19 protein-coding genes are annotated in these 26,049 nt (G+C 71.4%); 4 read left to right on the top strand and 15 right to left on the bottom strand.

What is annotated here, in order from left to right:
* Positions 1-204: 204 nt before the first annotated feature.
* A complete protein-coding gene (locus ABTZ03_RS14250; RefSeq protein ID WP_350513219.1) occupies positions 205-987 on the top strand; it encodes a hypothetical protein in 783 nt (260 codons plus the stop codon).
* A gap of 116 nt (positions 988-1,103) precedes the next feature.
* Here ABTZ03_RS14250 and ABTZ03_RS14245 read toward each other — a convergent pair whose 3' ends face one another.
* The 15 genes from ABTZ03_RS14245 to ABTZ03_RS14175 form a co-directional block, all read right to left on the bottom strand.
* The gene (locus ABTZ03_RS14245) at positions 1,104-2,327 is read right to left on the bottom strand and encodes an alpha/beta hydrolase family protein (RefSeq protein ID WP_350513218.1); all 1,224 of its coding nucleotides are present in this window, start codon (positions 2,325-2,327) and stop codon (positions 1,104-1,106) included.
* 179 nt (positions 2,328-2,506) lie between these two features.
* Positions 2,507-2,872: a hypothetical protein gene (locus ABTZ03_RS14240; RefSeq protein WP_350513217.1), complete on the bottom strand. Its 366-nt coding sequence runs from the start codon at positions 2,870-2,872 to the stop codon at positions 2,507-2,509.
* Positions 2,873-2,952: 80 nt separating this feature from the next.
* A complete protein-coding gene (locus ABTZ03_RS14235; protein WP_350513216.1) occupies positions 2,953-3,204 on the bottom strand; it encodes a helix-turn-helix domain-containing protein in 252 nt (83 codons plus the stop codon).
* A 145-nt stretch (positions 3,205-3,349) separates the two neighbouring features.
* The gene (locus ABTZ03_RS14230) at positions 3,350-3,484 is read right to left on the bottom strand and encodes a hypothetical protein (RefSeq protein WP_350513215.1); all 135 of its coding nucleotides are present in this window, start codon (positions 3,482-3,484) and stop codon (positions 3,350-3,352) included.
* 40 nt (positions 3,485-3,524) lie between these two features.
* Positions 3,525-4,454 carry a hypothetical protein gene (locus tag ABTZ03_RS14225; protein WP_350513214.1) on the bottom strand — a complete coding sequence of 310 codons (930 nt, stop codon included), beginning with the start codon at positions 4,452-4,454 and terminating at the stop codon, positions 3,525-3,527.
* Between the two features lie 156 nt (positions 4,455-4,610).
* Entirely contained in the window at positions 4,611-5,138 is a 528-nt protein-coding gene (locus ABTZ03_RS14220; protein WP_350513213.1) for a hypothetical protein, read from the bottom strand.
* Between the two features lie 519 nt (positions 5,139-5,657).
* Positions 5,658-5,822: a hypothetical protein gene (locus tag ABTZ03_RS14215; protein WP_350513212.1), complete on the bottom strand. Its 165-nt coding sequence runs from the start codon at positions 5,820-5,822 to the stop codon at positions 5,658-5,660.
* A gap of 220 nt (positions 5,823-6,042) precedes the next feature.
* Positions 6,043-6,249: a hypothetical protein gene (locus tag ABTZ03_RS14210; RefSeq protein WP_350513211.1), complete on the bottom strand. Its 207-nt coding sequence runs from the start codon at positions 6,247-6,249 to the stop codon at positions 6,043-6,045.
* Between the two features lie 330 nt (positions 6,250-6,579).
* Positions 6,580-6,747 (bottom strand): hypothetical protein, encoded by a 168-nt coding sequence (locus ABTZ03_RS14205; protein ID WP_350513210.1) that lies wholly within the window; start codon positions 6,745-6,747, stop codon positions 6,580-6,582.
* Positions 6,748-6,940: 193 nt separating this feature from the next.
* A complete protein-coding gene (locus ABTZ03_RS14200; RefSeq protein WP_350513209.1) occupies positions 6,941-7,342 on the bottom strand; it encodes a hypothetical protein in 402 nt (133 codons plus the stop codon).
* A gap of 105 nt (positions 7,343-7,447) precedes the next feature.
* Positions 7,448-7,774 (bottom strand): hypothetical protein, encoded by a 327-nt coding sequence (locus ABTZ03_RS14195; RefSeq protein ID WP_350513208.1) that lies wholly within the window; start codon positions 7,772-7,774, stop codon positions 7,448-7,450.
* Positions 7,771-7,905 carry a hypothetical protein gene (locus ABTZ03_RS14190; RefSeq protein ID WP_350513207.1) on the bottom strand — a complete coding sequence of 45 codons (135 nt, stop codon included), beginning with the start codon at positions 7,903-7,905 and terminating at the stop codon, positions 7,771-7,773. Before ABTZ03_RS14190 ends, ABTZ03_RS14195 begins: the two co-directional genes overlap by 4 nt.
* A 37-nt stretch (positions 7,906-7,942) precedes the next feature.
* A complete protein-coding gene (locus ABTZ03_RS14185; protein WP_350513206.1) occupies positions 7,943-8,470 on the bottom strand; it encodes a hypothetical protein in 528 nt (175 codons plus the stop codon).
* A gap of 114 nt (positions 8,471-8,584) precedes the next feature.
* Positions 8,585-16,525 carry a ricin-type beta-trefoil lectin domain protein gene (locus tag ABTZ03_RS14180; RefSeq protein ID WP_350513205.1) on the bottom strand — a complete coding sequence of 2,647 codons (7,941 nt, stop codon included), beginning with the start codon at positions 16,523-16,525 and terminating at the stop codon, positions 8,585-8,587.
* Between the two features lie 270 nt (positions 16,526-16,795).
* Positions 16,796-19,957: a putative bifunctional diguanylate cyclase/phosphodiesterase gene (locus ABTZ03_RS14175; RefSeq protein ID WP_350513204.1), complete on the bottom strand. Its 3,162-nt coding sequence runs from the start codon at positions 19,955-19,957 to the stop codon at positions 16,796-16,798.
* 255 nt (positions 19,958-20,212) lie between these two features.
* On the opposite strand from ABTZ03_RS14175, the gene ABTZ03_RS14170 reads away from it, so the two are divergent.
* The 3 genes from ABTZ03_RS14170 (at position 20,213) to ABTZ03_RS14160 (ending at position 25,909) form a co-directional block, all read left to right on the top strand.
* Positions 20,213-23,458 (top strand): amino acid adenylation domain-containing protein, encoded by a 3,246-nt coding sequence (locus ABTZ03_RS14170; protein ID WP_350513203.1) that lies wholly within the window; start codon positions 20,213-20,215, stop codon positions 23,456-23,458.
* Complete coding sequence (locus tag ABTZ03_RS14165; protein ID WP_350513202.1) at positions 23,455-24,216, top strand: leucyl/phenylalanyl-tRNA--protein transferase; 762 nt, start codon at positions 23,455-23,457, stop codon at positions 24,214-24,216. The genes ABTZ03_RS14170 and ABTZ03_RS14165 overlap by 4 nt, the downstream gene beginning before the upstream one ends.
* Before the next feature lie 67 nt (positions 24,217-24,283).
* The gene (locus tag ABTZ03_RS14160; RefSeq protein ID WP_350513201.1) at positions 24,284-25,909 is read left to right on the top strand and encodes a hypothetical protein; all 1,626 of its coding nucleotides are present in this window, start codon (positions 24,284-24,286) and stop codon (positions 25,907-25,909) included.
* Positions 25,910-26,049: the final 140 nt, after the last annotated feature.

Genomic DNA, 26,049 nt, shown 5'->3' with positions numbered 1-26,049 from the left:
CGCGGCCTAACCCCCCGGCCCCCGCGCGGGCCGCCCCCCTCTGCCGGGGGGGGGGGGGGGGCCCCCCCGCCCCCCCGGGGCCGGGGGCGACCCCCCCCGGGCCCCACCGTCTGACCTGCGCGGACGTGCGCCCGCGCGCCCCGCCCGGCCCCCGGTGGGACACTGGACCCCTGTCCCTGCCCGACCTCTCGACCGGGGGCCCGCATGTCCCTCCCGAGGCCACTCCACGCCCTCCCCGCCGCGCTCCTGGTCGCGGCGGCCGTGCTGGGCCCCGCCGGAGCCGCAGGCGCTGCGGGTGCCGGGGGCGCTCTCGGTGCCGCAGGCGCTGCCGGCGCTGCCGGTGCCGCGCAGACCCAGCCGCTGCCCTCCGCCGACCAGCTGAGGTCGGCGCTGCTCACCGCGGACGACGCCGGACCGGGCTTCACCGAACTGCCCGCCACCGAACTCCCCACCCCCGGCGCGGCCCCGACCCCGGTCACCGGCTGCGACGCCCTCAGCGCCCTCGTCAACCTGCATGCCACCGCGCCCGGCCCGGCGGCCCCGCAGGCGGTCACCGAACTGGACGGCCAGGACGGCAACCCGATGGTCACCGAGTCCCTCACCGCCGAGGACCCGGCCCGGCTCACCGCCGACCTGGCCACCGCCACCGACGCGTTCCGGACCTGCCACACCATCACCTTCAACGCCGGCAGCGGGGACACGGTGACCTTCACCGTCACCCCGGTCGCCCTCGGCGACCGCCAGGACGCCCCCGCCGTACGGCTCGACGGCACCCTGGCCGGCATCCAGCTCAGCGCCTTCGTCGGGGTCGAGCGCTTCGGCACCGTCGGCCTGGCCTACGGCTTCTTCCAGCGCCAGGGCGCCGACGCCCAGGCCGCCTCGATGCAGTACCGCACCGCCGTCGCCAAGGTCGAACGCACCCTCGGCGCCACCGCGGGCAGCACCACCCCGCCCACCGTCAGCGCGACCCAGGGCATGTCGGTCTGACCCCCGGAGGAACGACGCGGCCCCTCGCCGAGCGGCCCCTCGCCGAGGGGCGGGGGTGCGGCCGTCCGTGCGGGCCCGGGCGGCCGCACCCCCGTGGGGGCCGCCCGGGGCCCTGGTCACGGGAGGTACTCGACCTCCGGGAACCGTGCGGACGGGCCGTCGAGGAGGGGGCCGCGGCGGTGCCGGAGGTGGCGGTCGAAGAAGGCGATCGGGTAGGCCTGTTGGATGGCGATGCCGCGTTCGGGGGCGAGGGTGCCGACCTGCTGCTGGATCTGCTGCTCGGTCATGCCGAGCAGCTTCCCGGCCTGGGGGATCAGCGTCATGTTGTCGCCGTAGGAGTTGTGGACCGCGCCCTCGGCCTGGACGTTCAGCCGCCAGCCGCGCAGGTGGGTCCAGAAGGTCTCGGCGTCCGAGCCCGGCGTGCGGGGCCAGGCGGCGGTCATCATCAGGAACGGCCGGTCCAGGTCGGTGGTGATGGTCGGGATCATCGGCCCGTCCAGGCTGAGGCCGGCCCGGATGCGGGGGTCCAGGACGGTGGTCTGGGCGGTGACGCTGCCGCCCTTGGACCAGCCGAACATGCCGATCCGCTGCGGGTCGAGGGCGCCGAGCAGGCCCTCGGGGAGCTCGCGGCCGTCGGCGTCGGGGTTGCGGCCGGCGGCCAACTCCTCGACGCAGTCCAGCAGGAAGCGGAAGTCCGGGATGTACGCCCGCACGCCGGTGTCGGCCGTCGGGTCCGTGCCCGGGGTGAGCACGGGGCCGCCGGGGAATTGGGTGAAGGCGTCGTGCGGGAGGTCGGCGGTGATCACCACGTAGCCGTGGCTGGCGAGTTCCTGGACGATGACGGTGTGGTCGCCCCGGTGGCTGTGCGCGCCGTGCGCGTACAGGACGACCGGGAGCCGGCGGCCGGAGCGGTGCACGGGCGCGCCCAGGTGCCCGGAGGTGAGCGGGGCGAGCGAGAGCGGGAGCGGGAAGCCGACGTCCTGGAGGAAGGCCTGCATCGGCCCGTCGGCCAGCCAGGGGGCGAGCGGGAAGTCCTCCGTCCGCCGGGCCGGGTACCAGACGCTCGCCATCAGTTCGCGGAAGCGCCCGGCGCCGGCCACCGGGTCCGGGCGGGAGGTGTCGCGCAGGTGCAGGGCGACCGTGCCGACGCGGTGCGGGCCGGTCGGCTCGGGGAGGGTGAGCCGGTTCGGGGTGCCGCCGGAGGGTGCGGGGGCGTCCGCCCGGGCGGTGGAGGCCAGGCCGAGCGGGGCGGCGACGCCCAGGGCCAGGGCGGTGCCCAACACGCGACGGCGGGTCGGTCCGGTGGAGGCGGTGGGGCCGGTGAACGGCGTGGTGTCCATGGCCGGAACGCTGTCACGCGGCCCGGGAGGCCGGCATCGGCCCACCGATTGATCTCCCGAACGCCCGCATTGGTCCACGGGTTTACACCCCTGGGCTGATGCGCGAGAAGGGAGTGGGAAGTCGGACCGGCCGACTTCCCACTCCCTCCTCTTCCGGCTCTCCGCGCCCTGCGTACCGGTCAGTTGAAGACCAGGACGTCGGTGCGCATCGGCAGCGAGCTGCCCCAGCCGATGTCGATCTTGAACGTCACGATGCCGTTGCCGGGGGCGATGCTCGACACCTGGAAGGCGGCCGCACCGACGAAGCGGTTCCCGTTGGAGTCGATCTCGGACGCGGTGATGACGACGGTCGAGTCGATCCCGATCACGTTCCAGTCCAACTGCAGGTTGAACGTCCCGTGCGACGGGGTCCACGTCCACCAGGCGCGCCACACGGCGCCGACGTTGCCGCCGACGTCCGCGAGGTTCTGCCCGTGCTCGGCGGGCTGGGCGTGGTCGACGATCTGCGGGATCTCGGAGGAGGCGGAGGATTCGGTTGCGGTCATGGCAGCAACTCCTTGCGCCGGGAGGGCCTTTGGGCTCTCCGGATACTCCGAGTGTCGGTCAGTGTGCGGAGTGTCGGCAATCACTCGTGAGGGTGAACCTGCGCGTCGCGCATCGCCTCCGACAGCGCCGCCAGCAGCGGCAGGGTCGGCGCCGCATGTCCCGCCTCCACCGCCCTCAACTGCCCCTCGCCCAGCCCCGATCGCTCCGCGAGCTGCGCGAGCGACAGCCCCGACTCGGTACGTCGCTCCCGCACCACTCGGGCCAGCTCGGCGGCGGGATCGCCATCGGGGTGGGTGGGGAAGTCCTCGATCAGGGGCCGTCTGCCGTCCACGGAAACTCCTCAACTGTGCTCGGGGTCGCACAGTGTGACAGTCCGTCGGCCGAAAAAGGATGAAGCGGCGGTCAAGTAACCTTGACCGCCACTCGGTTGACCCGTACTTGCTCCGCAGTGGTGGGGGTCGACGCCTCGCTTGCCCTCACCTCACTTCGCGTTCCTTGGTCCTTCTGATCTCACGGGCGATGATCCTGAATCCTTCATAGGTGTTGACCGCGTTGAGGACTGCGAGCAGTCCGCGGCCGACGGCCAACAGGCCGGAAACGATGATCTCCATGGAACTCCTGGGATTCTTCAGTGAGAGTGCGGTTCGTTGTTCACTCATCCAGCTCGGGTCGGTGGTTACGGGCCCTGGTCACCAGGTCCTGTAGTTCCGTGACCCTGTGCGGAGGAAGCCCCAGGGCCTCTGCGGCACCGACCGCCGAAGTGGCTTCGGAGTAGCGTTCTCGGGACGCGAGGAGTTCGGCCAGTGCTGCCGCTGACTCGGGATCGGAGGCTTCCCGGCCGAGCCGGTACATCTCCTCTGCCCTTGTCGGGTCGCCGAGATCGCTCAAGATGTTCCCCATGTTGAGGAACGCGTTGATCTCGCCCTGGTCGGCTGCGTCCTGGTACTGGGACAGTGCCTTGCTCGGCTGTCCGTTGTCCTGAAGCCAACGACCGTACGAGAACGGCGCCCCTTCGTCGGATCCGGCCACGGCTCGCCGGTAGGCCACGTCGATCTCGGCCGGATCGGCCGCCGGATCGGATGCGAGCGCCTCGGCCAGCGCCAGATCGGCCGAGCGAACACCGTGGGCGGCTGCCATTCGTGCATGGGCAAGTGCTGGGGCGGCTCGTCCGCTGCGGGATTCCGCCCGGGCGAGGTACGAGAGCGCGTTGTTCCTGCCCGATTCGACGGCCTTTTTCAGGAATTCGGCAGCGGCCTCGTCGTCCCCCAGATCAAAGTAGTGCTTGCCGAGGTTTTCCATCGCCAGCGGATCTCCTGTGGAGATCCCTCTCAGGAACATCTCCTCGGCCTCCTCGGCGCGATCGTCGTCCTCGCTGAGGAAGCAGCCGTAATTGTTGAACGCCTCCTCGTCCCCTTCATCAACGGCCGCCCTGTAGTAGCTTTCGGCGGCCTTCCGGTCCCCGATCCGGTCTGCGAGGAGATCTGCTGCCAGCAGGTTGGCGCCCGGGATGCCGGCGGCAGCCTTGGAGGCGGCCGCGGCCATCGCTCGGTTGAGATCGCCCGCATCCGCATGGGCGTTCACCAGGCGGGCTGTGTACCGCAGCGAGCCGAGACGGGAACCCGTACGCCAGAGAAGCCTTCGGAGCGTGTCCACAGAAACCCATTCCTTCGGGTGGGCGGTGGCGGGGCACCCGGGGGCGCCCCGCCACCGCAGTGCCTCGGTTCTTCTCCGGCGAACCTAGAAGATCTCCAGCAGCGGCGAGGTGAGCATCGGCTCCATGGCGGCCGATGCGAAGTAGGCTGCGAACGCGACCAGGGCAGGGTCCTGACTCGTGAAGGTCCAGGCCTTGCCGTTGGTCGTGGCGCATTCCTTTCCCGAGCCGTCGCGGACGACGTACCGGGGCCATTGTGGGCGCGCTTCGAGACTGATGTCCCCTGCCGTCATCGAGATGAATCGTCGCGATGACCGGAGCCCGCGTGCACCGTTGAGGCGGCCCGGCACACCCTGGACCACGATGTCGAGCCCAGCGGCCACCTGTCGCCGGGCTCCGTGGCCGGGTGTGCCCATGCCGTTCACGACCAGGAGTTCGGCCCCGTCGAGGAGGAACTCCCAGCGCTCCAGCATCTGCCCGGAGGCGTTCAGCTCGTCCATCGGGCCTCGGACGATATCGATCACTCCGAGCGGGGAGGTGAGTTCCGCGAGCTTTTCCCGCTTCTTCGCCCGGTGCAGCCATTGAATGGTGGAAACGAGAACCTTGAGTTCCATTGTCGCTCCGAATGCTTGCTGTGGATCTCTCGGCGCTCGGTGGGGCGTGCGATCGCGCGCCCCACCGAAGCCGGCTGGGCCATCGGTTGGTTCAGCGCCGTTGGCCGGCCGGTGGATTGGTCGCACGATTCCTGTGCGACTCTACCTGAGGGGCTCGGGTGTCACCGCCACAGGCGTTTGATGCCCTTCACCATCAATCCGTACGGAGAGGTTTTCGCCACGGATCGGAATCCGCCCGAGTAGCCGCCACCTGCCGCGGATTTGAGGGCGTAGCCCGCGATTTCGCGATCGGAGGGTCGATGGCCGAGGAATCCGTCCGCGCCGACGTTGACCCGTTCCTACTCCCGGGAGGTGTTGCCGCCCTGGTGCTCCCGCCCGGTGTCGAAGTGACGGTCCAGGTAGGCTCCTTCGTCCAGCTCGCTGTCGCGCAGCAGCGAGAACACCTCGTCCCCGTCCCCCGGCCGCCCGTCGGTCGCCAGGCGGTACGACTGCGCGAACTCCAGGTACGCGAACCCGTTCTCACGCGCGTACCGCTCGGCCTCCTCCTCCGCCCGCCCGCCCGATCGCCTCGTCCGACGACCCGGCCCGCCACAGCGTCAGCCGCTCCTCGTACGAAGGCCCCTCCGAGGCCTCCCACCGGAACACGCACCGCACCGCGTACCAGGACTTCTTCGCCGCTGTCATGTCTCATCCCCTCCCGAGCCAACCCGTCGGCCCGTTCCAACGCCTCGGGTCACTTTTCTTCGTCTTCCTTGGTTCCTCTGACCTTTTGGGCGAGCATCCTGCACCCATCGACGAAGCTGACCGCATCGCAGACCGCGAGCAGCCCCGGCCGACAGCCAACAGGCCGGATATGAAGATATCCATGCGTTCCAAACTCGTTTCTCGGCTCTCGCGGCCGGGCTCAGAAGATTTCCAACAGTGGCGAGGTCATGAACGGTTCGAGGGCTGCCGCGATGAAGAACGAGGCGAAGGCCACAGTGGCAGGATCGGGTTCCTCGAACTCCCAGAAGGCTCCGTCGTAGCGGGCTCGCTCGATCCCGTTCCCGTCGCGCACGACGTATCCGGGGAAGTGGGTTCGGGCCTCGTACGCAAGGGTCGGGGTGCTCATCCTGACGTACCGCCGCCCCGGCCGGAGGGTGCGGGCCGCCGACACCCGGCCCGGCTCCCCGAGCAGGGTGATGTCGAGTCCGCAGCGAACACGCCGCCGGGCGAGGTCGACCCGGCTCCGGCGGAGTCGAGTTCCATGGCGGTCATTCGTCCCGGCGCCAGGGGAGGAGCCTCCCCGGCCAGTCCTTTCGGGGTTCGGCGTCCGTTGCGGATCTCTTGAATTCCGGATAGGCATCGTCGGGCCTGTTGTGTCCGGTGTCGAGGTCCTCGCCGGCTCGAGTGGACACCCAGCCGGGGCCGTAGTTGGACCAGACCGATACGCCGTCATCCGTCATCTGTACGACGAAGGGATTTCGGTGCCGGGCGGCGCCTCGCTGTTCACGACGAGCGCGTCGCCGGGTTCCATCCAGAAGTCACTGCCCTCGGGTTCGAGCATGAGCTCCATTTGTCGGTCGCTGCGGTTCTCGATCTCGACTTTGAATCTCACCGCGAGCTCCATTCGGTCATTGTGTCGCGGATCGTACCGGAAGTATCCGGAAGGTTTGCAGAGTTGGATCAGTTCGGCCTTGGTGATTCTGGAGGTGTGGGCAACCCGGGCCGCGACAGTAGCCAGAAATGCCGAAACGGCCCGCCGGACGAACCGACGGGCCGTCACGAAAAATGGAGATCAATCAGTGAATCACTGATCGCGACTATTCGGCTGGCCGAATGAAGCGGACCTCTCCTGATCGGAACTTCATATCCAGATTGAGTGAGGAAATGTCAAAGACTGGAGGAAGGTCGGTTCCGTACTCATAGTAGCTTACATTGTCAAGACCCTCGCATTCGGCGTCTTCGGGGATTTCGAGCCATCCATCCGAAGCCACACCACCCTGCCGAACGGTCAGTTCACCGACATTTTTGAACTCCAGCGAGAATGGCCGGCCGCGCCCATCGGAAAAGTCGATCAGAAGTGACGGCAGGGGGTGTCCGAAAACTCGAAACCCAACAAGGGAGGCATCATTGTGGAGATCGAGTGCGCCCAGCGGCGTAGCAATCTCAGTGAAGTCCCGGTTGATCTCCCAGGGTGACATCCCCGAAAATGCTGCTTCCATTTCACTTCCTTGGATGGCGACCGACCATGCGCAGCTCACGCCAGGTCATGGCGCTGGTGTTGTTTCTGTCTGGCGGCGGTCAAGTCTCCTTGACCGCCGCTCGGTTCACGCGCCCCGGGCGTGTCGTTGACGTTCCTGACCGGTGTCGAAGTGCCGGTCCAGGTAGGCCTCCTCGCCCAGCTCGCTGTCGCGCAGCAGCGAGAACACCTCGTCCCCGTCCCCCGGCCGCCCGTCGGTCGCCAGCCGGTACGCCTGCGCGAACTCCAGGTACTCGACCCCGTTCTCACGCGCGTACCGTCCGGCCTCCTCCTCCGCCCGTACGATCGCCTCGTTCGATGACCCGGCTTGCCACAGCGTCAGCCGCTCCTCGTAGCAAGGCCCCTCCGAGGCCTCCCACCGGAACACACACCGCACCGCGTACCAGGATTTCACTTCTCTTCGTCTTCCTTGGTCCCTCTGGCTTCTTGGGCGATAGTCTTGCACCCTTCGACGAAGTTGGCCGCATCGAAGACTGCGAGCAGTCCCCGGCCGACGGTCATGAGGCCGGAAATGACGATATCCATGCGCTCCCCGCTGGGTTCTCGGCTTTCACAGCCGGGCTCAGAAGATCTCCAGCAGCGGCGAGGTCATGAACGGTTCCAGGGCTGCCGCGATGAAGAACGACGCGAAGGCCACGTCGGCGGGATCGGGTTCTTCGAACTCCCAGAAAGCGCCGTCATAGCGGGCCCGCTCGATCCCGTTCCCATCGCGCACGACGTATCCGGGGAAGTGGGTTCGGGCCTCGTACGTGAGGGTTGGGGTGTTCATCCTGACGTACCGCCGACTCGGCCGGAGGGTGCGGGCAGCCGACACCCGGCCCGGCTCCCCGAGCAGGGTGATGTCGAGTCCATGGCGGACGCGTCGCCGGGCGGGATAGCCGGGGTTGAACATTCCGTCGACAGACAGGATGCGGGTCTCGTCCAGCATGAAGTCCCATTGTTCGAGACGGCTGCCGAAGGACGTCACAGCGCCGGTGCGCTTGCGGTTGACTCGTACCGTGCCGAGCGGAGAGTCGATCTCTGCGGAAACACCCTGGGGACTGACCGGGTCGAGCCATTGCCGCCGCTTTCCGATGTGGTGCAGTTGCATGGGGCGTGCTCCTCGGATTCCTTCTCTCGATGGGGATTGGATAGCTGGCCGGTACGGTGGGAGAGGCTCGGTGGTCTCTCCCACCGTACCGGCCGTGTTAATGCGGTCGGTCCGTTACCTCATGAACCGGGTTCCTGCGGTGATGTTCCTCCAGCCGCGTGCGAACCGGCCCCAGGCCAGGCCGAAGAGCGAGGTGGTGTAACGGTCCCGGATGAAGCCCTGGTTGACCCCGCCGAATCCGGACTGCAGGGCGTACTTGCCGATCTGCCGATCGGAGACCTTGTAGCCCATCACCCCGTCCGCGCCGACGTGCGCAGGGGTGCCGACCGTGACGCCGATGACGGCGCCCGCGACGACCAGACAGCCGAGGCCTGCGGTCGCTCCGCAGAAGAGAGCGGCACCGCCACCGGCGACGGCTCCGACGCCGACGTTCACGGCGAAGTGGACCACGCTCCGCTTGTTCACCTTCTTGGCCGCGCCCTTGACCACGTTGGTGGCCTTCGAAGCGGCGTGGCTGACCTTGTCCTTGGCCTTGTTGAAGGTGCGGCCGCCTACGCAGCCGCCGCCCTTGCGGTGCTTCAGGCAGAAGCGGCCGTCGAGGTCGTACTGGTTGATCGGATCGCCGTAGACGTAGTCGTACGCGTTGGCGTTTCCTCCCTGGACCGGGTCGACGGAGAGGAAGCGGCCGGTGGCGGGGTTGTAGAGGCGGACGCCCATCAGGACCAGGTTGTCCTGGGCCTCGCCCGACCGTTCCTTGCCGCCGAGCCAGCCGTAGCGGGTGGCGGGCTGCCCCTGCGCCGGGTTGCCGTACTCGTCGGCGTCGAGGAGGACGGGCTTGGTGAGGGCGGTGTCGGTGGTGAGGACCACCGAGCCGAACAGGTTGGTGAGTTGGAGCTGGGTCTCTCCCTTGTTGGTGACGGTGGCCGCCAGGTCGGCGTCGGTGCCCGGGACGTTGCGGGTCCAGGCGCCGGAGGCGGGGTCCTCGACGATCCACCGGGGGCTGTCGCTCTCGCCGCCGTAGTGGTGGACCTTGGTGGCGGTGGTGGACCAGCTGCCGTCGGCCTGCTTCTTGGCGGTGGTGCTGCCGTTGAAGCGCCCGGTCGGGTCGATGGTCCAGGTCTGCCGGGTTTCGGCGGTCTCCTGGGAGGCAACCAGGTCGTTGACCCGGTAGCCGAGGGAGGAGCCGGCCGGCGTCTTGACCGTGCGGCCGAACGCGTCGTACTGGTAGCCGGGGTCGGTGATCCGGTCGGCGCTGTCGTACGTGGACGTGTTCGTGGTGGCGCCGGCGGTGGTGCAGCTGCCGTCGGCGGAGCCGGAGACGGCCTTGCCGGTGCGGTTGTAGTGGTTGTCGTAGGTGTAGACCCGGGTCGTGCAGCCGCTGCCCGTACTGCCGTGCTCCGCCTTGACCAGGCGGCCGAGGCGGTCGTAGCCGTAGCTCTTGCTGCCGTTGCCGGTGCTGTCCTTGACGATCTGGCCTTGGGTGGAGAGCTCGTTGGTCTGTGCCCAGATCACGGTGTCGTCGGACGCCCGGGTGTAGCTGCGGGCGACGGCCTTGCCGGAGGCGTTGAGCGTGTCCTTGCGGACGATGCCGCCGGGGTAGGTCTGCTCGACGAGCTGACCGTCCGGGCCGTACTTGGCGGTGAACTCGCCGGCCTTGGTATCGGTCACCGAGGTGAGCAGGCCGCGGGGGTCCTTGGCCCGGTCGTAGGTGAAGGACAGCGCGCCGCTGGGGTCGGTGACCTTGACCGGCTTGCCGAACTTGTCGTACTCGGTCGTGGTCGTCGCGCCGTCCGCGTCCGTGTAGGACACGGTGCGGCCGAGGACGTCCTTGACCGTGCTGACCGACTTGCCGTCGGCGGTGACCTTGACGGCCTCGCCGGCGGCGGGGTCGTACGTGGTCTCGGACTTCGGTACGGCCGTGCCCTCGTCACCGGTGGTCTCGGTGGAGACCGGCCGGTCGACCGCGTCGAACACCGTCACCGTCTTGCGGGTCTTGCCGGCGTTGGTCTCGACGACCTCCTCCGGCTTGCCGGACCGCGAGTACCGGGTGACCTGCTTGACCGGCAGGGTGGTCGGCATCCGCGCGGAGTCCGCGCCGGTGACGGCCGCGCCCGGGCTGGTGGTGCAGGGCAGTCCCGCCCACTCCGGACGGTTGGCGCAGACCTGGGCGGCCGCGTTGGCGCCCGCCGTGTAGTACGCGGTCCTCACGGTGCCGGCGTCCGCTGCGTTGTTGCCGGGGACGCGGGTCTCGACCGTGCGCCCCTGGGCGTCGTAGCTCATCGTGTTCGTGAGCTTGGCGCCGAGCGCGTCGGTGGTGACCGAGGTGGGCCTCTTCAGCGTCCAGCCGGAGGTCCCGCCGATCGGCGTGCCGTACCCGTTCTTGGTGACCCGCAGCTCCACGTCGTCGGCGTAGCCGTCGATGCGGGCGCCGTCGGTGGCGGTGGTGACCAGGTGGTAGGCCTGGCCGTCGGGCTTCCCTTCGTCGTAGGTGTTGGTGTTGTGGTCCCGGGCCACGACCGAAGTGCCGGTCGGGAGCGTCGGGTTGACGGTCGTCTTGGTCAGGGTGACGGTGTCGACGCCGGTGTGGAAGCGCTCGCCGCCGCTGGCGGTGTTGGTGTCGACCAGGGTGAGCTTGAGCTCGTGGTCGCCGCGCGCCAGGTGGACCGACTCGCCGACGGTGAACGGGGCGATCAGCCCGCCCGCGTTGTAGGTGTCGATCGGCCGGCCGACGTTCCGGCCGTCGATCGACCACTGGATGACGCCGTGGTCGCTGGCCTTGGTGAGCTGGCCGGAGAGGACGTAGTCGCCCTCCTCGGGGACGCTGACCCGCATGCTGTCGAACGCGCCCGCCGCCGTGCCGCGGATGCTCAGGTGGGCGCCGCCGGACCAGGTCAGGCCGCAGCAGTCGTTGTCCACCTGGACCTTGGTGTTGGTGCCCAGCTGCGGCAGCTTCTCGGCCTCGGCGGTCACCGTGACCGGGTTGCTCTGGCCCTTGACCTCCTCGGCGAGCGCGGCGCGGTACACCGGGCCGAGGGTCTCCGCCACGTCCAGGCCGTCGGCGGTGTAGACGGTGCGCGAGTCCAGCAGGCGGGCCCGCGAGGCGGAGTCCGTCGGCAGGTTCAGCTCGGCCGCGTACTTGTCGGCCTCCGGGTGGGTGTTGAGCGCGATGGAGCGGTTGGTGGCCTCCAGGGTGCGCACGACGTGGCCGTAGCGGTCGTACTCCTTGGTGTCGATGTCACCGCCGGGGGTGATGGACGGAGTTGCGGTGTTGACCTCGTTGCCGGAGGCGTTGAGGTAGTGGACACTGGCGGGCTTGTAGCCGTCCGGGCCGGGCTTGGCGGCCGAGGCGGTGCCGGTGCCCGGGTTGTCCTCGGGGTCGAAGACGGCGGTGGCGTCGGTGGGGGCGTCGGTCTGCGCCCACTTGGCCACGTCCGGGCCGGCCATGTCGTACGGACCGCCGGCGCCGCGGGTCAGCGGTACGTCGTAGACGACGCTGGTGGCGGTCTCACCGTTGACCTGGTCCTTCGAGCCCTGGGCCAGCGCGGCGCGCCGCACCTTCAGCAGTCGGCCCGGGTCCTGGTCGGCGGCAGCCTTGCCGTAGTCGAAGTTCCACGGCAGCTGACCGGCCGGGGTGGCGCGGGTGACGCGACCGGCGTCGTCATAGCCGTAGGTGGTCTTCAACGGGGTGGCCAGCCGGGGGTCCCACACCTCGGCCAGGCGGCCGCGGTCGTCGTACGCGTAGTGGGCGACCTCGACGGGCTCCTGCTTGGAGGTGACCGGGTTCCACGACCAGGCCTTCACGGCGCGCACCCGGTCCAGGTAGTCGCCCGGGGTGGACGCGGTGGCCGTGGTGACCTTGCCGTAGTCGTACTCAAGGACCTGGCAGCCGCGCGGCAACGGGTCGACGGTGCAGCCGTTGACGTCGTCGACGCCCGGTTCGACCGGCGGGATCACCCGCTTGACCAGCGAGCGGCCGTCGGTGGTGTCGTACTGGTAGCGGGTCGTGGAGTTGGCCTCGGGCCCCGTCTCGCTGACCACCTGGTAGATGTCGGAACCGGCCTGGCGGGCGAAGACGGTCTTGGAGCCGTCCAGCTCGGTCAGTTCGTAGGTGGTGCCGGCGGTCTGGATGTCCCAGATCTGGTTGGGGCCCGCCCAGCAGACCCAGATCGAGGCGCCCTTGTCGGCGTCCAGGCACTTGCCGGAGTAGCGGTTCGTCACCATGCCATCGGTGCGCGACTCCCACTGCTGGTTGGTGCCGCCGTTGCAGCCCCACAGGATGAGCGGGGTGGCGTTGTCGGTGTAGCCCGCAGGGTTGTCCAGACAGTAGCCCAGCAGCCGCAGGGAGAGGTCGTCGCCGCGGGTCCACTGCTGGTTGGCGGCGCCGGTGCACGGGGCGGGCTGCAGCCGCGCGCCGTTGCCGGCGGCGCCGTTCGGCACCTCCAGGCACTGGCCCGAGGTGGACAGCACGATCGCGCCGGACTTGGCCGGGACGGCCTTCAGGGTGAGCGACTCGGCGCCGGGCTCGGGGAAGAACGTTCCGTCGTTGCCCTTGGCGAAGGTCAGCGAGCTGTCGTCGTTGCCCTTGATCTCGACCAGGTCGGACTGCGGGAAGGAGAGCGAACGCAGCTCGGACCCGGTGCCCGCGTCGGGGCCGCCGGCCCACTGCGGGCCGAACGGGGCGACGATCTCCTTCAGCGAGAGGTCGTCGAAGAAGACCTCCTTGCCGCTGCCGGCCGCGTTGCCGTTGTAGAGGCGGAACCAGGCCTCGGTGGCGTCGGCCGGGACGGCCATGTCGACGGTCAGCTGCTGCCAGCCGTCGGTGAACGAGGCCTTCGGCGAGGCGGTCTCGCCGTAGCCGGCCGGGGTGCGGTAGACGCCGACCATCCGCAGACCGCGGTTGGCCAGCGGGTTGTCCAGACCGGTGGCGCCGGGGACGTAGATCCAGCCGGTGAGCCGGTAGGTGCGGCCGGGCTTCATGCCCTGACCCATGGTGTACTCCGGGCCGAGCGCGGCGAAGGAGTCCCAGCCGGAGGCGGCCGGGGTGATCAGCAGCGAGTCGGTGGAGCTGTCGTGGCCGCGCGCCGTGGAGCGCGAGATGTTGGTCTGGCCGGCGGTGAAGCCGGTGGTGTCGGTGCCGATCTGGCGCTGGTTGACCGTCAGCCGCTCGCCCTGGGGCTGCCAGCCGCGGCCGAGGTCGCGCGAGGAGGTGGTGCGCTTGACCGACATGCCGAACTCGTCGGCGTCGGTGACGTCGGTCGAGTAGTCGCCGGTGAGCAGGTTGACCGAGCCGGGGCCGATCTCGGTGCCCGCGGCACCGTCGGCGTTGCGGTCGACCGTCATGGTGTTCCAGACGGTGGTGTAGCCGTTGCCGGAGCCGTCCTCGGGGAACAGCACGGCGCGCACCTGCACGACGCCGCCGGTCTGGCCGAGGGTGTCCAGCACGTTCCAGTTGGCGTGCGGGCCGAGGTCCGCGAGCCGCGGCTTGTCCTCGGTGACCGGGCTGTTGTCCGCCTTGGTGAGGTTGGCGCGCGGGACGTTGTACTCCGTGGCGCCGGGGCCGCGGCGGTACTGGTAGACCACCCGCTTGAACTGGGTCTGGGCCTCGACCGAGAGCTTGACGCGCTTGGCGCTCTGGGTGCCGTTGACCGGCGAGCTGATGCCCGCCTGGCCGACCCGGAACACGTAGCTCGCGGGCGGGGACAGGTTCCCCGCACGGTCCTTGGACTGCACCGACAGGACACGGCGGCCCTCGGTGGTCGGCGTGATCGACGTGGTCAGGGCGCCGGTGGCGGCGACCGTCACCGGGGTGCCGCCGTCCAGGGTGTAGACGTAGGCCGCGGTGTCGTCGGTGCCCGGGGCGGGCGAGAAGGTGAACGAACCCGGCTGGTTGGCCGTGCCGTGCCACAGGTCGTCGGACGGGTAGTCAGACGAACTCACGAACGGCGTACCGGGCTTGACAGTGTCGGCGACGACGTTGGTGCCGACCCAACCGGAACGGGACTTGCCGTCGTCGAGCATGGCCCAGATCGAGTACTGCACGCCCTCGTCGAGGCGGGCGATGCCGTAGTCGGAGGGACGGACGGTGGCGATCGCGCCGTTCGGGGTGTCCCGGACGATGCTGCCCAGGAAGGTGCCGCCGCGCCACAGGTCCAGGTAGACCTTCAGCGGGTCACCGTCGGGGTCGGCCGCCTGCACCTGGAAGCGCGGGTTCGGGTCCGAGGTGTAGCGCGGGTTGCCCTGCTGGGAGGGCAGGACCTCGACCGTCGGCGGGGTGGCCGGAACGGTGTTGTACGTGATCGAGATGTACGGCGGCCAGTAGCCCTCGGCGGAGCTGAAGCGCTTCCAGGACAGGCTGCTGGACTCGTCGGCGGCCTTCAGGGCGAAGGCGTAGTCGTTGTAGCCGAACCCGGCGAAGTACCGGATCATCTCGGTGACGTCGGCCTTGGCCCAGAACGTGCCGTCCGGGGCGTAGCAGTCGTGGTTGTCACCGTCGCCCGCGACGTCCCAGGTGTCGTTCGAGGCGGCCCACTTCTTCTCCAGCGCGGGCTGGTTGCCCCACCGGGTCCACCAGGCCGCGCCGCCCGCGTTCCAGACCTCCCACTGCTTCGGGGTGCAGGAGGCGGAGTGGTAGTTGGCGACGTTGAGGGTGGCGCCCAGGATCTGCTTGCCGTTGAACGACCCGCCCGGGATGGTCAGGAACGACCGGGCCACGACCTTGCCGTCGTAGCTGCCCAGCTTGAGGTCCGTCGACGCGGAGGCGTCGATGTTCTCGTTGGTCTGGACGTAGGTGTCGAAGGTCGTGCCGACGTCCACCACCGGGTCGATGGTGACCGGGAACTGGGTCTTCCGGTCGGCGAGGAAGGCCGCGTCCGGGGTGAACAGCAGCTCGGTGTCGGCGCCCTGGCCGCGCAGCTCCATCGTCACCGCGCCGCGGTTCAGGTGCTCCTGCGAGACCTGGTCGACGGCGGCGTCCCACATCACGGGGGCCGGGATACGGACGACGGTCTTGCCGTTCGCCTTGTCGAGCAGCTGGATCGAACCGTCCTGCTGCGGGGCGACGGTGAGGCCGGTGGTGTCGAGCGGGATCGTCACGGTGCCGGTCTGGGCGACGGCGGCACGGTCCTTGACGATCAGGAACTGCTCGAAGCCGGTCCGGGTGGCCTCCAGGACCAGGTCGACGCCGGGACGGGCGTCGACGTAGGTGGCCTTGTTGCCTTCCAGGTTGGGCTTGGGCAGCTTGCCGAGCCAGCCGAACCTGACCTGCTGCTCACCGGAGCCGATCTTGACCAGCTCGCGCTCGGCGGGCTTGGGGTCGGCCGGCTTCGGGTCGGCGGTCGGGGCCGCGGCGGCGCGGGCGCCGTTGCGGGAGGCCCGGGTCGGCTCGGCGGAGGCGGAGGCCGACGGGGATGCCGACGCCGACGCGGACGAGGACGGGGAGGCCGAAGCGGAGGCCGAGGGGGCAGCCGACGGCGAGGCAGCCGCCGAGGCGGAGCCGCTCGCTGACGGTGTGGCAGCGTCGGGCGTCTTCGTCGGGGCGGCCGACGGAACGGCGCTAGGCGCCGTCGTCGCCGCGGCGCTCGGCAGGCTGTCGCCCACCGTCACCCCGGCGTCGCCGCCCTCGAAGACCACCCCGCCCGGGTGCGCCTTCGGCGCGACCTTGCCGTCCGCCGTCTGCACCAGGGTGGTGTCGACGGGCACCCAGGCCTCGCCGATCTTCATCCGGATCGGCCCGGTGGACCGGTCGGAGGTCAGGGTGCCGTCGGGGTTCGCCCACAGGGTGGTGAACTCCGTTCGGGCGCCGGTGACTTCGATGCGCCGCTGCTGCAGGCGGGCGGTCAGCAGGGCCGACGCCTCGTCGGCCGCCTCGGTGGCCGGGGCGACCGGGGGTGCGGGTGGCGTGGGCGCGGCGACGGCGGGGGTCGCCGTGAGCGCGTCCACCGCCACGCCGGTCTGCACCAGCAGACCGAGCGTCAGGAGCGCGGCTATTCGCCGGGTCCTGCGCGTGGAGAAGGCCCCGTCCGTGGAACCGGACGAGGCCAGAGACCGTCGTGACATCAAGACTCTCTCAAGAGATTGCCATTGTTGGTAAAAGCTTTTTCAAGCCGAATGACAATCTCTCATTCCCGCTGGAGGCCTCATGGCCAGCCGGGATGAAGATTTTGTAACGGATCGCCTACGTGCGGTGCTGATTGATGGTGATTTGCCGAGAAGGGGAGGATTGTCTGAGGGTTTTCTGACTCGAAGTCAGAATCGATCCGGGTGGGGGGAGCGATTGTTCTTTACTGGTACTTTTCCCCGACATTGCCTTGTTGACGCACTGTCCGACTAGGCCGGTTCGCGCGTCTCCCGCCGCACCAGCTCCCGCGCCCGGGCGCCGTCCATCGGGTGCGCGAACAGGTACCCCTGCCCCAGCGGGCACCCCATGGCCGCGAGCAGGTCGCGCTGGTCCGGGTGCTCGATGCCCTCGGCGATGACCTGCACGCCGAGGGTTTCGGCGATCCGGGTGATGCCCTCGACCAGGGCGTACTGCTGCGGGGAGAGGCCGAGTCCGTCGATGAAGGACTTGTCGATCTTCAGCAGGGAGATCGGGAACTCCCGCAGGTACGACAGCGAGGAGTAGCCGGTGCCGAAGTCGTCGATGGCCAGGCCGATGCCGAGGTCGCCGAGGGTGGCCATGTCGGCGCGCAGCCGGTCGTCGCGGCGGATGAGGACGGATTCGGTGAGTTCCAGGACGAGGGTGCGCGGGTCGATGCCGGAGGTGTCGAGGGCGTGCCGGACGACGTCGACGAATCCGGCGTCGCGGAACTGGCGGGCGGAGACGTTGACGTTGACCCGCAGCGGGGGGCGGCCGGCGGCGCGGCGGGCGGCGGAGCTGGCGGCGTGCCAGGCGGCGGCCTCCTCGGCGGCGCGTTCCAGGACCCAGGCGCCGAGCGGGACGATCTGGCCGCTCTCCTCGGCGAGGGCGATGAACTCGTCGGGCAGGACCATGCCGCGCCGGTCGTGCGGCCAGCGGACCAGGGCCTCGAAGGCCACCAGGTCGCCCGTGCGGAGGTCGACGATCGGCTGGTAGTACAGCTGGAAGGCGGATTCCGCGAGGGCGGAGTCCAGGTTCTCGTTCAGCTCGTGCCGCTCGACCAGCCCGGCCTGCAGGGCCGGCCGGTAGTGGCACCACTGGCGGCGGCCGGCCGCCTTCGCCGAGTAGAGGGCGAGGTCGGCGTGGCTGAGCAGTTCGGTGGCGTCCACGCTGTCCTCGGTGGTGGCGACGCCGATGCTGGCGCTCACCCGGACCGCGCCCGCGCTGAGCTTGAACGGTTCGGCGAACACCGCGAGCACGTTGCCCGCGATGGTGTCCACGTCGGTCGGGCACAGCGCGTCCTCGACCAGTACCGCGAACTCGTCGCCGCCGAGCCGGGCGGCGGTGTCGGAGCTGCGCAGCGCGGTGGAGACCCGCAGCGAGACGGCGACCAGCAGTTCGTCGCCGACCGCGTGCCCCTGGGTGTCGTTGACCATCTTGAAGTCGTCCAGGTCGATGAACAGCACCCCGGTGACGGCCCCGCTGCGCTCGCCGCGGGAGAGCGCGTGGCCGACCCGGTCCTGGAACAGCACCCGGTTGGCGAGGCCGGTCAGCGAGTCGTGGAAGGCCCGGTGGGTCAGTTCGCGCTCCATCTGGCGCTGCTCGGTGACGTCGCGCAGGGTGAGCACCAGGCCGCCGACGGTCGGGTCCTCCCGCAGGTCGGTGGAGCGGACCTCGGCCTCGATCGGGGAGCGGTCCTGGCGCAGCAGCCGCCAGTGCTCGCGTGGCTGGTCGCCGCGGGGCGGGTCGGCGGGGCCGCGCATCCGGGCCAGCGCCTTGCCTACCTCCCGGCTGTCCTCGGGCGGGACGAGGTCGGTCAGCAGGGTGCCGACCAGATCGGGGTGGCCGAGGACGCGTTCGGCGGAGGAGGAGGCGTACCGGATGCCGTCGTCGGCGTCCAGGATCAGGATGACGTCGCTGGCGTTCTGCACCAGGGTGCGGAAGTACAGCTCGCTGTTGCGCCGGGTGACCTCCTGGCTGAGCACCACGCGTTCGACGGCCAGGGCGGCCTGCGCGGCCAGGATCTCCAGCGAGCCCCAGAGGCTGGTCAGCTCCTGCTCGGTGCCGGTGACCACGAGCGCGCCGATCAGCGGGTCGCCGGAGGGGCGTTCGGCCAGGGTGAGCGGGCAGACCAGGGCGGCGGGCATGCCGCCGAGGTGGGCGGGCAGGTCGCCGGAGCCGACCGGCAGCAGCCGGGTCTCCCGGTGGGCGGCGAGCCGGGCGAGCACCTCCTCGTCCCGCGGACCGCCGGGTTCGGTGCCGGTGCCGGGTTCGGTGCCGGCACCCGTGCCGTCGCCGGCCCGTCGGATGTGCAGCACCCCGGACTCGGTGACGGCGAGCAGGGCGACGTGCCCGCGTTCGGCGGGCATCAGGGTGGAGGCGGCGGACTGCACGGCGTCCGCGACCTCGGCCACCGTGACCGCTGCGGTGAGCCGGGCACCGGCCTCGCGCAGGGTCCGTTCCCGGTCCGCCGCCTGCCGGCGGGCCACCCCGACCACGCCCAGCCGGGCCAGCACCAGCAGGTAGAGCAGCGCGGAGAAGGCGCCGATCACGCCCGCGTTGCTGGTGTTCCCGGCCAGCGACTCGATGATCAGGATGCCGGGCGCGATCAGCGAGGCCAGGGTCAGCAGGGCGAGCCGGCCGGCCGAGAGGTCGGGCTGCTGGGTGGGGACCGGTCTGGTCAGGTCGACCATCGAGGGGTGCAGCGCGGCCGCGCCCCAGGCGGTGTAGAAGGCGGCCCAGCCGAGTTCCACGCCGGTGCCGATGCGCCAGGTGCCGTGCAGCTGGATCAGTCCGTACAGGACGTCGGAGGTGAGCAGGCCGAGGGCGCCGACGGTGAGCAGTTGCAGGGCGCGGGAGTTGCCGCCGCGCGGGGTCAACAGCCGCAGCAGCAGGGCGAGGACGACCACGTCGCCGAGCGGGTAGGCGATCGAGACGGCCTGTTGCACCCAGGTCAGGGCCGGGTTCCGGGCGTACGGGAGGATCAGGTAGATCCAGACCAGCAGGGCCAGGCCGAGCGTGATGATCAGGGCGTCCAGCAGACCGGCCCGGTCCTGGTGGGCGGTGCGCCAGCGGATGAAGCCGAGCAGGCCGACCGCGTAGAGCAGGAACTCGGCGAGGTAGAAGCCGTCGGCGACGGACGGGAACGGGTTCTTCAGGTGCAGGATGTCGAGTTGCAGCGCCTGGATCGCCTCGCCCGTGGTGAAGCTGAGGTTGGCCAGGGCCAGCACGTACCAGAACAGCGGGTGGCGGGGCCGGTTGAGCCGGACGCCGACCACGATGGCGGCGACGCCGCCGAGCCCCATGCCCGTCCACCAGACCACCCGCAGTGCGGGGTCGGCGAAGTAGATGCCGGTGAACAGCACCATCCAGAGCAGGTAACAGACCATCAGGCGTTGTCGCCGGCGAGTCAATGAGGCTACCTCCTCCGCGACACCACCCCGCCGTGCGGGCGGGGGAGTTCGGGCGAGGGCGGGGTCCGCGGAACCTCCTGCGGAACCGGTCGGCCCACGCATCAGCGGCGTCCGGCGGTCCGTGCGACGGACGTTGTCGGTGTCCCCTGAGTGCGTATAGTCGGAAATGTCGCACCTCCCAGCATTCTTCCGCTTCAGCACGAGGTCAAGCCGGTGGACGACGCAGCCGACAGCGCACGGGGAGTACGGACGGATGTGAGCTCCGGACGTCACGCCGTGGTGCGCAACGACGACGGTCAGTACGCGCTCTGGCCCGGGGACTTACCGCTGCCCGGTGGGTGGCGGCGGGTGTTCGGGCCGGCCGGGCGGGGTCAGTGCCTGGCCTGGGTGGAACGGCACGTGGGCGTCGAACCGGGGGGTGGCGGCGGTGACGAGGGCGCCGGCGACGAGGGGGGCGAGCCCCTCACGGGTGACGAGCCCGCCGTCGCCCGCGCGGGTGCTCCCGGGACGGTGCACGGGCTGTTCCGGGCCCGGGCCGCGCGGGAGCCGACGGCCGTCGCGGTGGTGGGGGAGCAGGGCACGCTGAGTTACCGCGAGCTGGACGCGCGCAGCGACCGGCTGGCGGCCGCGCTGCGGGCCCGGGGGGTCGGGCCGGAGCAGGTGGTGCCGGTGTGCCTGGGGCGGGACATGGAGCTGGTGGTGGCCTGGCTGGGGGTGCTCAAGGCGGGCGGAGCGTTCCTGCCGCTGGATCCGGCGCATCCGCAGCGACGGCTGGCGGACCTGGTCGCGGACAGTGGGGCACGGGTGGCGGTCACGGACGGTGACGGGTTCGACGGGGTGGAGCGGGTGGCGCCGGGGGACGGCGCCGGGGTGCCCGGGCCGGACGGAGTGATGTCCGGACCGGACGACCTCGCCTACCTGATCTACACCTCCGGCACCACCGGCCGCCCCAAGGGCGTCCCGGTCACCCACCGCGCGCTGCTGTTCACCCTCGACCGGGTCGTCCGCGCCTACCGCCTCGCCCCCGGCGAGCGGGTGCTCCAGCTGGCCGCGCTCGGTGCGGACACCGCGCTGGAGCAGGTGTTCTCCGCGCTTCTCGCCGGCGCGACGGTCGTGCTCGGCGGCCGGGACACCTGGGCGCCCACCGAACTGGTCCGGCGGCTGCCCGGGCTCGGCCTGGCCGTCGCCGACTTCACCCCCGCGTACTGGCACCACGTGCTGGACCTGCTGCCGCCCGGCGGCCCCGCCCCGGCCGGGCTGCGGCTGGTGGTGGTCGGCGGGGACGTGGTGCACGCCGACGACTGCCGGGCCTGCGCGGAGCGGCTGCCGGGGGTGCGGCTGCTCAACGCGTACGGGGTGACCGAGGCGGCGGTGACCTCGCTGCACTGCGAGGTCACCCCGGAGCTGCTGGCGACCCCGGCCGCGCCGGTCCCGATCGGCCGTCCGCTGCCGGGCGTGCGGGTGCACGTGCTGGACGAACGGCTGCGCCCGGTGCGACCTGGCGAGCGGGGCGGGATCCACCTCGGCGGGCCCGGCCTGGCCCGCGGCTACTGGCGTCGGCCCGGGCTGACCGCCGAATCGTTCCTGCCCGACCCCTACGCACCGCTGCCCGGCGAGCGGATGTACCGCACCGGCGACGCCGGGCGCTGGCGGGCGGACGGACAGGTGGAGATCCTCGGGCGCCTGGACGACCAGGTGAAAGTGCGCGGACACCGGGTCGACCCGGCCGAGGTCGAGGTGGTGCTGGCCGCCCACCCGGCGGTGCGGCAGGCCCTGGTCGCGGCCGACGGCAGCGCGCCGGACGGCAGCCGGGTGCTCGCCGCGTACTACACGCTGGGCGACCGGGCGGTCAGGCCCGAGCAGCTGCGGGCCTTCCTGGCGGAGCGGCTGCCGGAGTACCTCGTCCCGGCGGAGTTCGTCCCGCTGGAGGCCATGCCGCTGACGGTGGCCGGGAAGATCGACCGGCGGTCGCTGAGGCACGCCCCGACCGCAACCCCGGCGACCGCGCCCTCCACAACCGCACCTCCCACGGCAGCAACCGGGCCGAGCGCCGTGGAGGCCGCCGTCGGACAGCTCTGGGCGGAGCTGCTCGGCGCCGAACTCGTCGGCCCCGGCGACGACTTCTTCGCCCTCGGCGGCACCTCGCTGCTCGCCATGGAGATGCTCGCCCGGGTCCGGATGATGTTCGGCCTGGACGTCGGCCATGTCCGCACCCTCACCCGGGCGCTGCTGCGCGCGCCCGTGCTGCGCGACTTCACCGCCGCCCTCCAGGCCGCCCGCACCGGCACCGCCCCGGGCGAGGCCGCCGTCGACTGGCAGGCCGAGGCCCGACTCACCCACCCCGTCGGGCAGTCCTGGAGCCCGGCGCCCTCCCGGGCCGAGCCCGCCGAGATCCTGCTCACCGGCGCCACCGGTTTCTGCGGCGCCCACCTGCTGAACGTGCTGCTCGCCACCACCGCGGCGCGGATCCACTGCCTGGTCCGCGCCCCCGACCGGGAGCACGCCCTGGAGCGGCTACGCGCAACCCAACAGCGCTTCCTGCAAAAGGACTTGGCGGAAGCCGGCCGGGTGGTCCCGCTGGTCGGCGACCTGGCCGCCGAACGGCTCGGACTGACGGAACAGCGGTTCGGCTGGCTGGCCGGGCACCTGGACGCGGTGTACCACCTCGGCGGGCAGGTCAACTTCCTCTACCCCTACCACCAGTTGAGGGCCCCCAACGTCGGCGGCACCCGGGAGCTGGTCCGGCTCGCCGGGCACAGCCGGGGCGTGCCCGTGCACTACCTCTCCACCCTCGCCGTGCTGGCCGGGTTCGGCGCGGCCGGCGTCGACGAGGTCACCGAACGCACGCCGCTGGCCCACCCCGAGCGGCTCGGCGTCGGCTACGTGGAGAGCAAGTGGGTCGCCGAGCAGCTGCTGCACAACGCCGCGGCGGACGGGCTGCCGGTCACCGTGCTGCGCACCAACGACGTCACCGGCGACCTCGCCACCGGCGTGATGAACACCGGCACCGAACTCTGCGCGCTGATCAAGTACGTTGCCGACAGCGGAGGTTACCCGGACGTCCGACTGCCGCTGGACTTCGTGCCCGCCGACCGGTTCGCCCGCGCGGTCGCCCACATCGCCGCGCACGCGCCCGCCGACGGCGAGGTCTACCACCTCACCTCGCCGGACCCGGCGGGGCTCCCCGAGCTGGCCGAACGGCTCCGGGCGCGCGGTCACCTGGTCGCCCGGGTCCCGTACCGGGAGTGGGTGCGGCGGCTGGTCCGGTTCGCGGCCGGGCATCCGACGCACCCGATCACGCCGTTCGTCCCGCTGTTCGTCGACCGGGCGCCCGGATCCGAACTCTCCATCAGCGAGCTCTACTTCCAGCCGGTGTTCCCGCGCTTCGATCGGCGCAACGCGGACGCCGCCCTGGCGGGCAGCGGGATCGAACTGCCGGAGGTGGACGCCGGATTGTTGGACCACTACCTGGACCGGCTGGCGGACGAGGGATTCCTGTGACCGCGACCGTCTTCGACGCACTGGACCTCCGACGGGCCGACGGAGCGGGCCCGGTGGCCTTCGGCGGGGTGCTCGGGCCGGAGGAGCTGCTGGCCGCCTACCGGCGCGGACTCTTCCCGCTGCCCGCGGCCGACGAGTACGCGGGCGCGTACAACGAGGCGCTGTACGGGGAGTCGGTGGACGCCGGGGAGGTGGCGCTGCTGCCGGGTGCGGCGGCCCCGTACGTCCTGGCCTGGTGGTCGCCGGACCCGCGGCCGGTGCTGCGGCCCGACGCGGTCCGGCTGCCCCGCCGGCTCGCCCGGCGGCTGCGGGGTGCGGTCGAGTGGTGGACGACCGCCGACCGGGCCTTCGACGAGGTCCTCACCGGCTGTGCCGAGGGGCGTCAACCAGTGTGGCTCACGGCCGAGTTGAGGCAGGCGCTGGTCGGGCTGAAGGTGCGGGGCGCGGCCCACAGCGTCGAGGTGTGGGAGGGCGGGGAGCTGATCGGCGGGGTCTTCGGGGTGGCCGTCGGGCCGGTGCTGAGCCTGGACTCGATGTTCCACCGGCGGCCGGACGCCGCCCGGGTCGCCGTCGCCGACCTCGGGGCGCGGTTCGCCGCCGTCGGCGGGCGACTGCTCGACGCCCAGTGGGACGGGCCGTACGTGCGCAGCCTCGGCGCGGTGCCGATGGAGCGCTCCCGCTATCTCGCCGAGCTCGCGGCGGCGGCGCCGACGGGCGCCTGGGACGGTGCTCGGCTGCCCGTGGCGCGGCTATGCTGACCTGGTATTTCAGCCCGCCTTGGCCTGTCTTCGACAAACTTATTCCTCGTCAGTAACATGACGCCGCGTGTTCAAACCCTCGATAGGCAGGGCCGCGCCCGCAGCCCTGCTCACCCTCATCCTCGCCGGAACGGCCGCGTGCGGGCCCACCGGCTCCGGCAGCACCACCCCGCAGGCCGCCGTCGAACCGGCCGCCGCCACCGGCACCGCCGACCGCGGCACGACCACCGCCGGGGGCAGCCCGGCGGGTGGCGCGGCCTCCGGTGCGGCCCACGCCCGGGCCGGCGCCGCGGCCTCCGGCACGTCGTCCCCCGGTACGGGAGGCGGCGGCGGAACCGGCAACGTCACGGTCGCCCCGGCCGGTGACCAGCAGGCCGCCATCGGCAGCCCCGGCAAGGACGGCGGCGCGGTCGCGGCGGCGACCAAGAGCCTCCAGCTCACCGGCTACGACCCGGGGAAGGGCACCGCCGTCCTGACGGCCGCGGGCCCGACGGCCGTTCCGTCCGCCCCGTCCTCCGCGGCCCCGTCCAATGCGCCGAGCGCGAGCGGGAGTCCGAGCGCGAGCGGGAGTGCGAGCGCGAGTCCGAGTGCCAGCGCGAGTGCCAGCGCATCGGCCACCGCGTCCGCCGCTGCCGCCGCCGTCCAGCCCGGTCAGCTGATCGCCAGCCCGCCCACCGCCGCCGCACCGCAGGGCGCGCTGGTCGCGGTCACCGGCGTCAACCCCGGCACGGGCAACACCCTCAACCTCACCACCCGCCCGGCCACCCTCGCCGAACTCCTCGGCCGCACCGAGGCGGACGGCCAGGCGCCGATCGACGTGCACGGCATCCAGGTGACCCCGCTGGTCAAGGACCTCAAGGCCACCGCGGGCGTCGACGGCAACGGCGTGAAGGCCGACGCCTCCGGCACCCTGGAGCTCAACGTCAAGGCCCCGGTCCCGCTGCCCGAGGGCGCGAGCCTGGACGCCTCCGGCTCCCTCCAGCTGCACCCGGCCGTCCACTTCGCCTACCACGGCGCGGCCGCCGGCAGCCCGCGCACCGCCTCGGTCGGCTTCGACCTGGGCGCCCAGGCGCACTGGAAGGTCACCGGCGACGTCGCCCGCAACACCGGTGCGGCGCCGGTCCGGGTCCCCTTCGCCAAGCTGCAGGCCAGCCCGGTGCTGAACGTCGCGGGCCTGCCCGTGGTGGTCAACCTCGGCCTCACCTGCTACCTGGAGGTCAGTGCCGACGGCCAGGTCCACCTGGAGACCGAGCAGGACGCCACCGGCACCTGGGCCGTGCGCGCCGACTACACCGGCGGCAAGGGCTGGACCCCGACCACCAGCGCGGACACCAAGGTCTCCCCGGTGCATGTCCGCCTCACCGGCAAGGCCTCCGTCCGTGCCGCCCTCGGTGTCCAGGCCAGTGTCGGCCTGTACGACACGGTCGGCGTCGAGACCACCGTCGCCCCCTATCTGAGCGCCAAGGCCGACGGCTCCCTCGCCGTCGACCTCCCGGGCAACGGCCCGGAGCTCAAGGGCAGTTGGGCCCTGGTCGGCGGTGTCGACCTGAACGGCGCGCTCACCGCCCACCTGAAGATCTTCGGCACCCCGCTCTTCGAGAAGAGCCTCCCCTTCCCGCCCTTCCATCGGGAGTGGCCCCTGCTGACCGGCACCGCCACCCTCCCCGCCACCCCGCGCCCGAGCAGCACCTGATCGTTCGGAACGCACCGAGGAGTGGGGGGGGGGGGGGGGGGGCGGGGCCCGCCCCCCCCCGGGGGGTGGGGGTGGTTGGGGGGGATTCCCGACCCCCCGCCCGGCTGGGGGGGGGGGGGCGGGGGTCGGGAGTTGGGGCC

Origin of the sequence: Kitasatospora sp. NPDC096077 (assembly GCF_040303245.1) — a bacterium.
Classification (GTDB): Bacteria; Actinomycetota; Actinomycetes; order Streptomycetales; family Streptomycetaceae; genus Kitasatospora.
This window is presented reverse-complemented; position numbering and strand designations above follow the sequence as displayed.

What these genes read in the sequence shown, in the direction of transcription:
- ABTZ03_RS14250 (WP_350513219.1), top strand. Translation starts at nt 205, where the DNA reads ATGTCCCTCCCGAGGCCACTCCACGCCCTCCCCGCCGCGCTCCTGGTC.
- ABTZ03_RS14245 (WP_350513218.1), bottom strand. Translation starts at nt 2,327, where the DNA reads ATGGACACCACGCCGTTCACCGGCCCCACCGCCTCCACCGGACCGACC.
- ABTZ03_RS14240 (WP_350513217.1), bottom strand. Translation starts at nt 2,872, where the DNA reads ATGACCGCAACCGAATCCTCCGCCTCCTCCGAGATCCCGCAGATCGTC.
- ABTZ03_RS14230 (WP_350513215.1), bottom strand. Translation starts at nt 3,484, where the DNA reads ATGGAGATCATCGTTTCCGGCCTGTTGGCCGTCGGCCGCGGACTGCTC.
- ABTZ03_RS14220 (WP_350513213.1), bottom strand. Translation starts at nt 5,138, where the DNA reads ATGGAACTCAAGGTTCTCGTTTCCACCATTCAATGGCTGCACCGGGCG.
- ABTZ03_RS14215 (WP_350513212.1), bottom strand. Translation starts at nt 5,822, where the DNA reads ATGACAGCGGCGAAGAAGTCCTGGTACGCGGTGCGGTGCGTGTTCCGG.
- ABTZ03_RS14210 (WP_350513211.1), bottom strand. Translation starts at nt 6,249, where the DNA reads ATGAGCACCCCGACCCTTGCGTACGAGGCCCGAACCCACTTCCCCGGA.
- ABTZ03_RS14205 (WP_350513210.1), bottom strand. Translation starts at nt 6,747, where the DNA reads ATGGAGCTCGCGGTGAGATTCAAAGTCGAGATCGAGAACCGCAGCGAC.
- ABTZ03_RS14200 (WP_350513209.1), bottom strand. Translation starts at nt 7,342, where the DNA reads ATGGAAGCAGCATTTTCGGGGATGTCACCCTGGGAGATCAACCGGGAC.
- ABTZ03_RS14190 (WP_350513207.1), bottom strand. Translation starts at nt 7,905, where the DNA reads ATGGATATCGTCATTTCCGGCCTCATGACCGTCGGCCGGGGACTGCTC.
- ABTZ03_RS14185 (WP_350513206.1), bottom strand. Translation starts at nt 8,470, where the DNA reads ATGCAACTGCACCACATCGGAAAGCGGCGGCAATGGCTCGACCCGGTC.
- ABTZ03_RS14180 (WP_350513205.1), bottom strand. Translation starts at nt 16,525, where the DNA reads ATGTCACGACGGTCTCTGGCCTCGTCCGGTTCCACGGACGGGGCCTTC.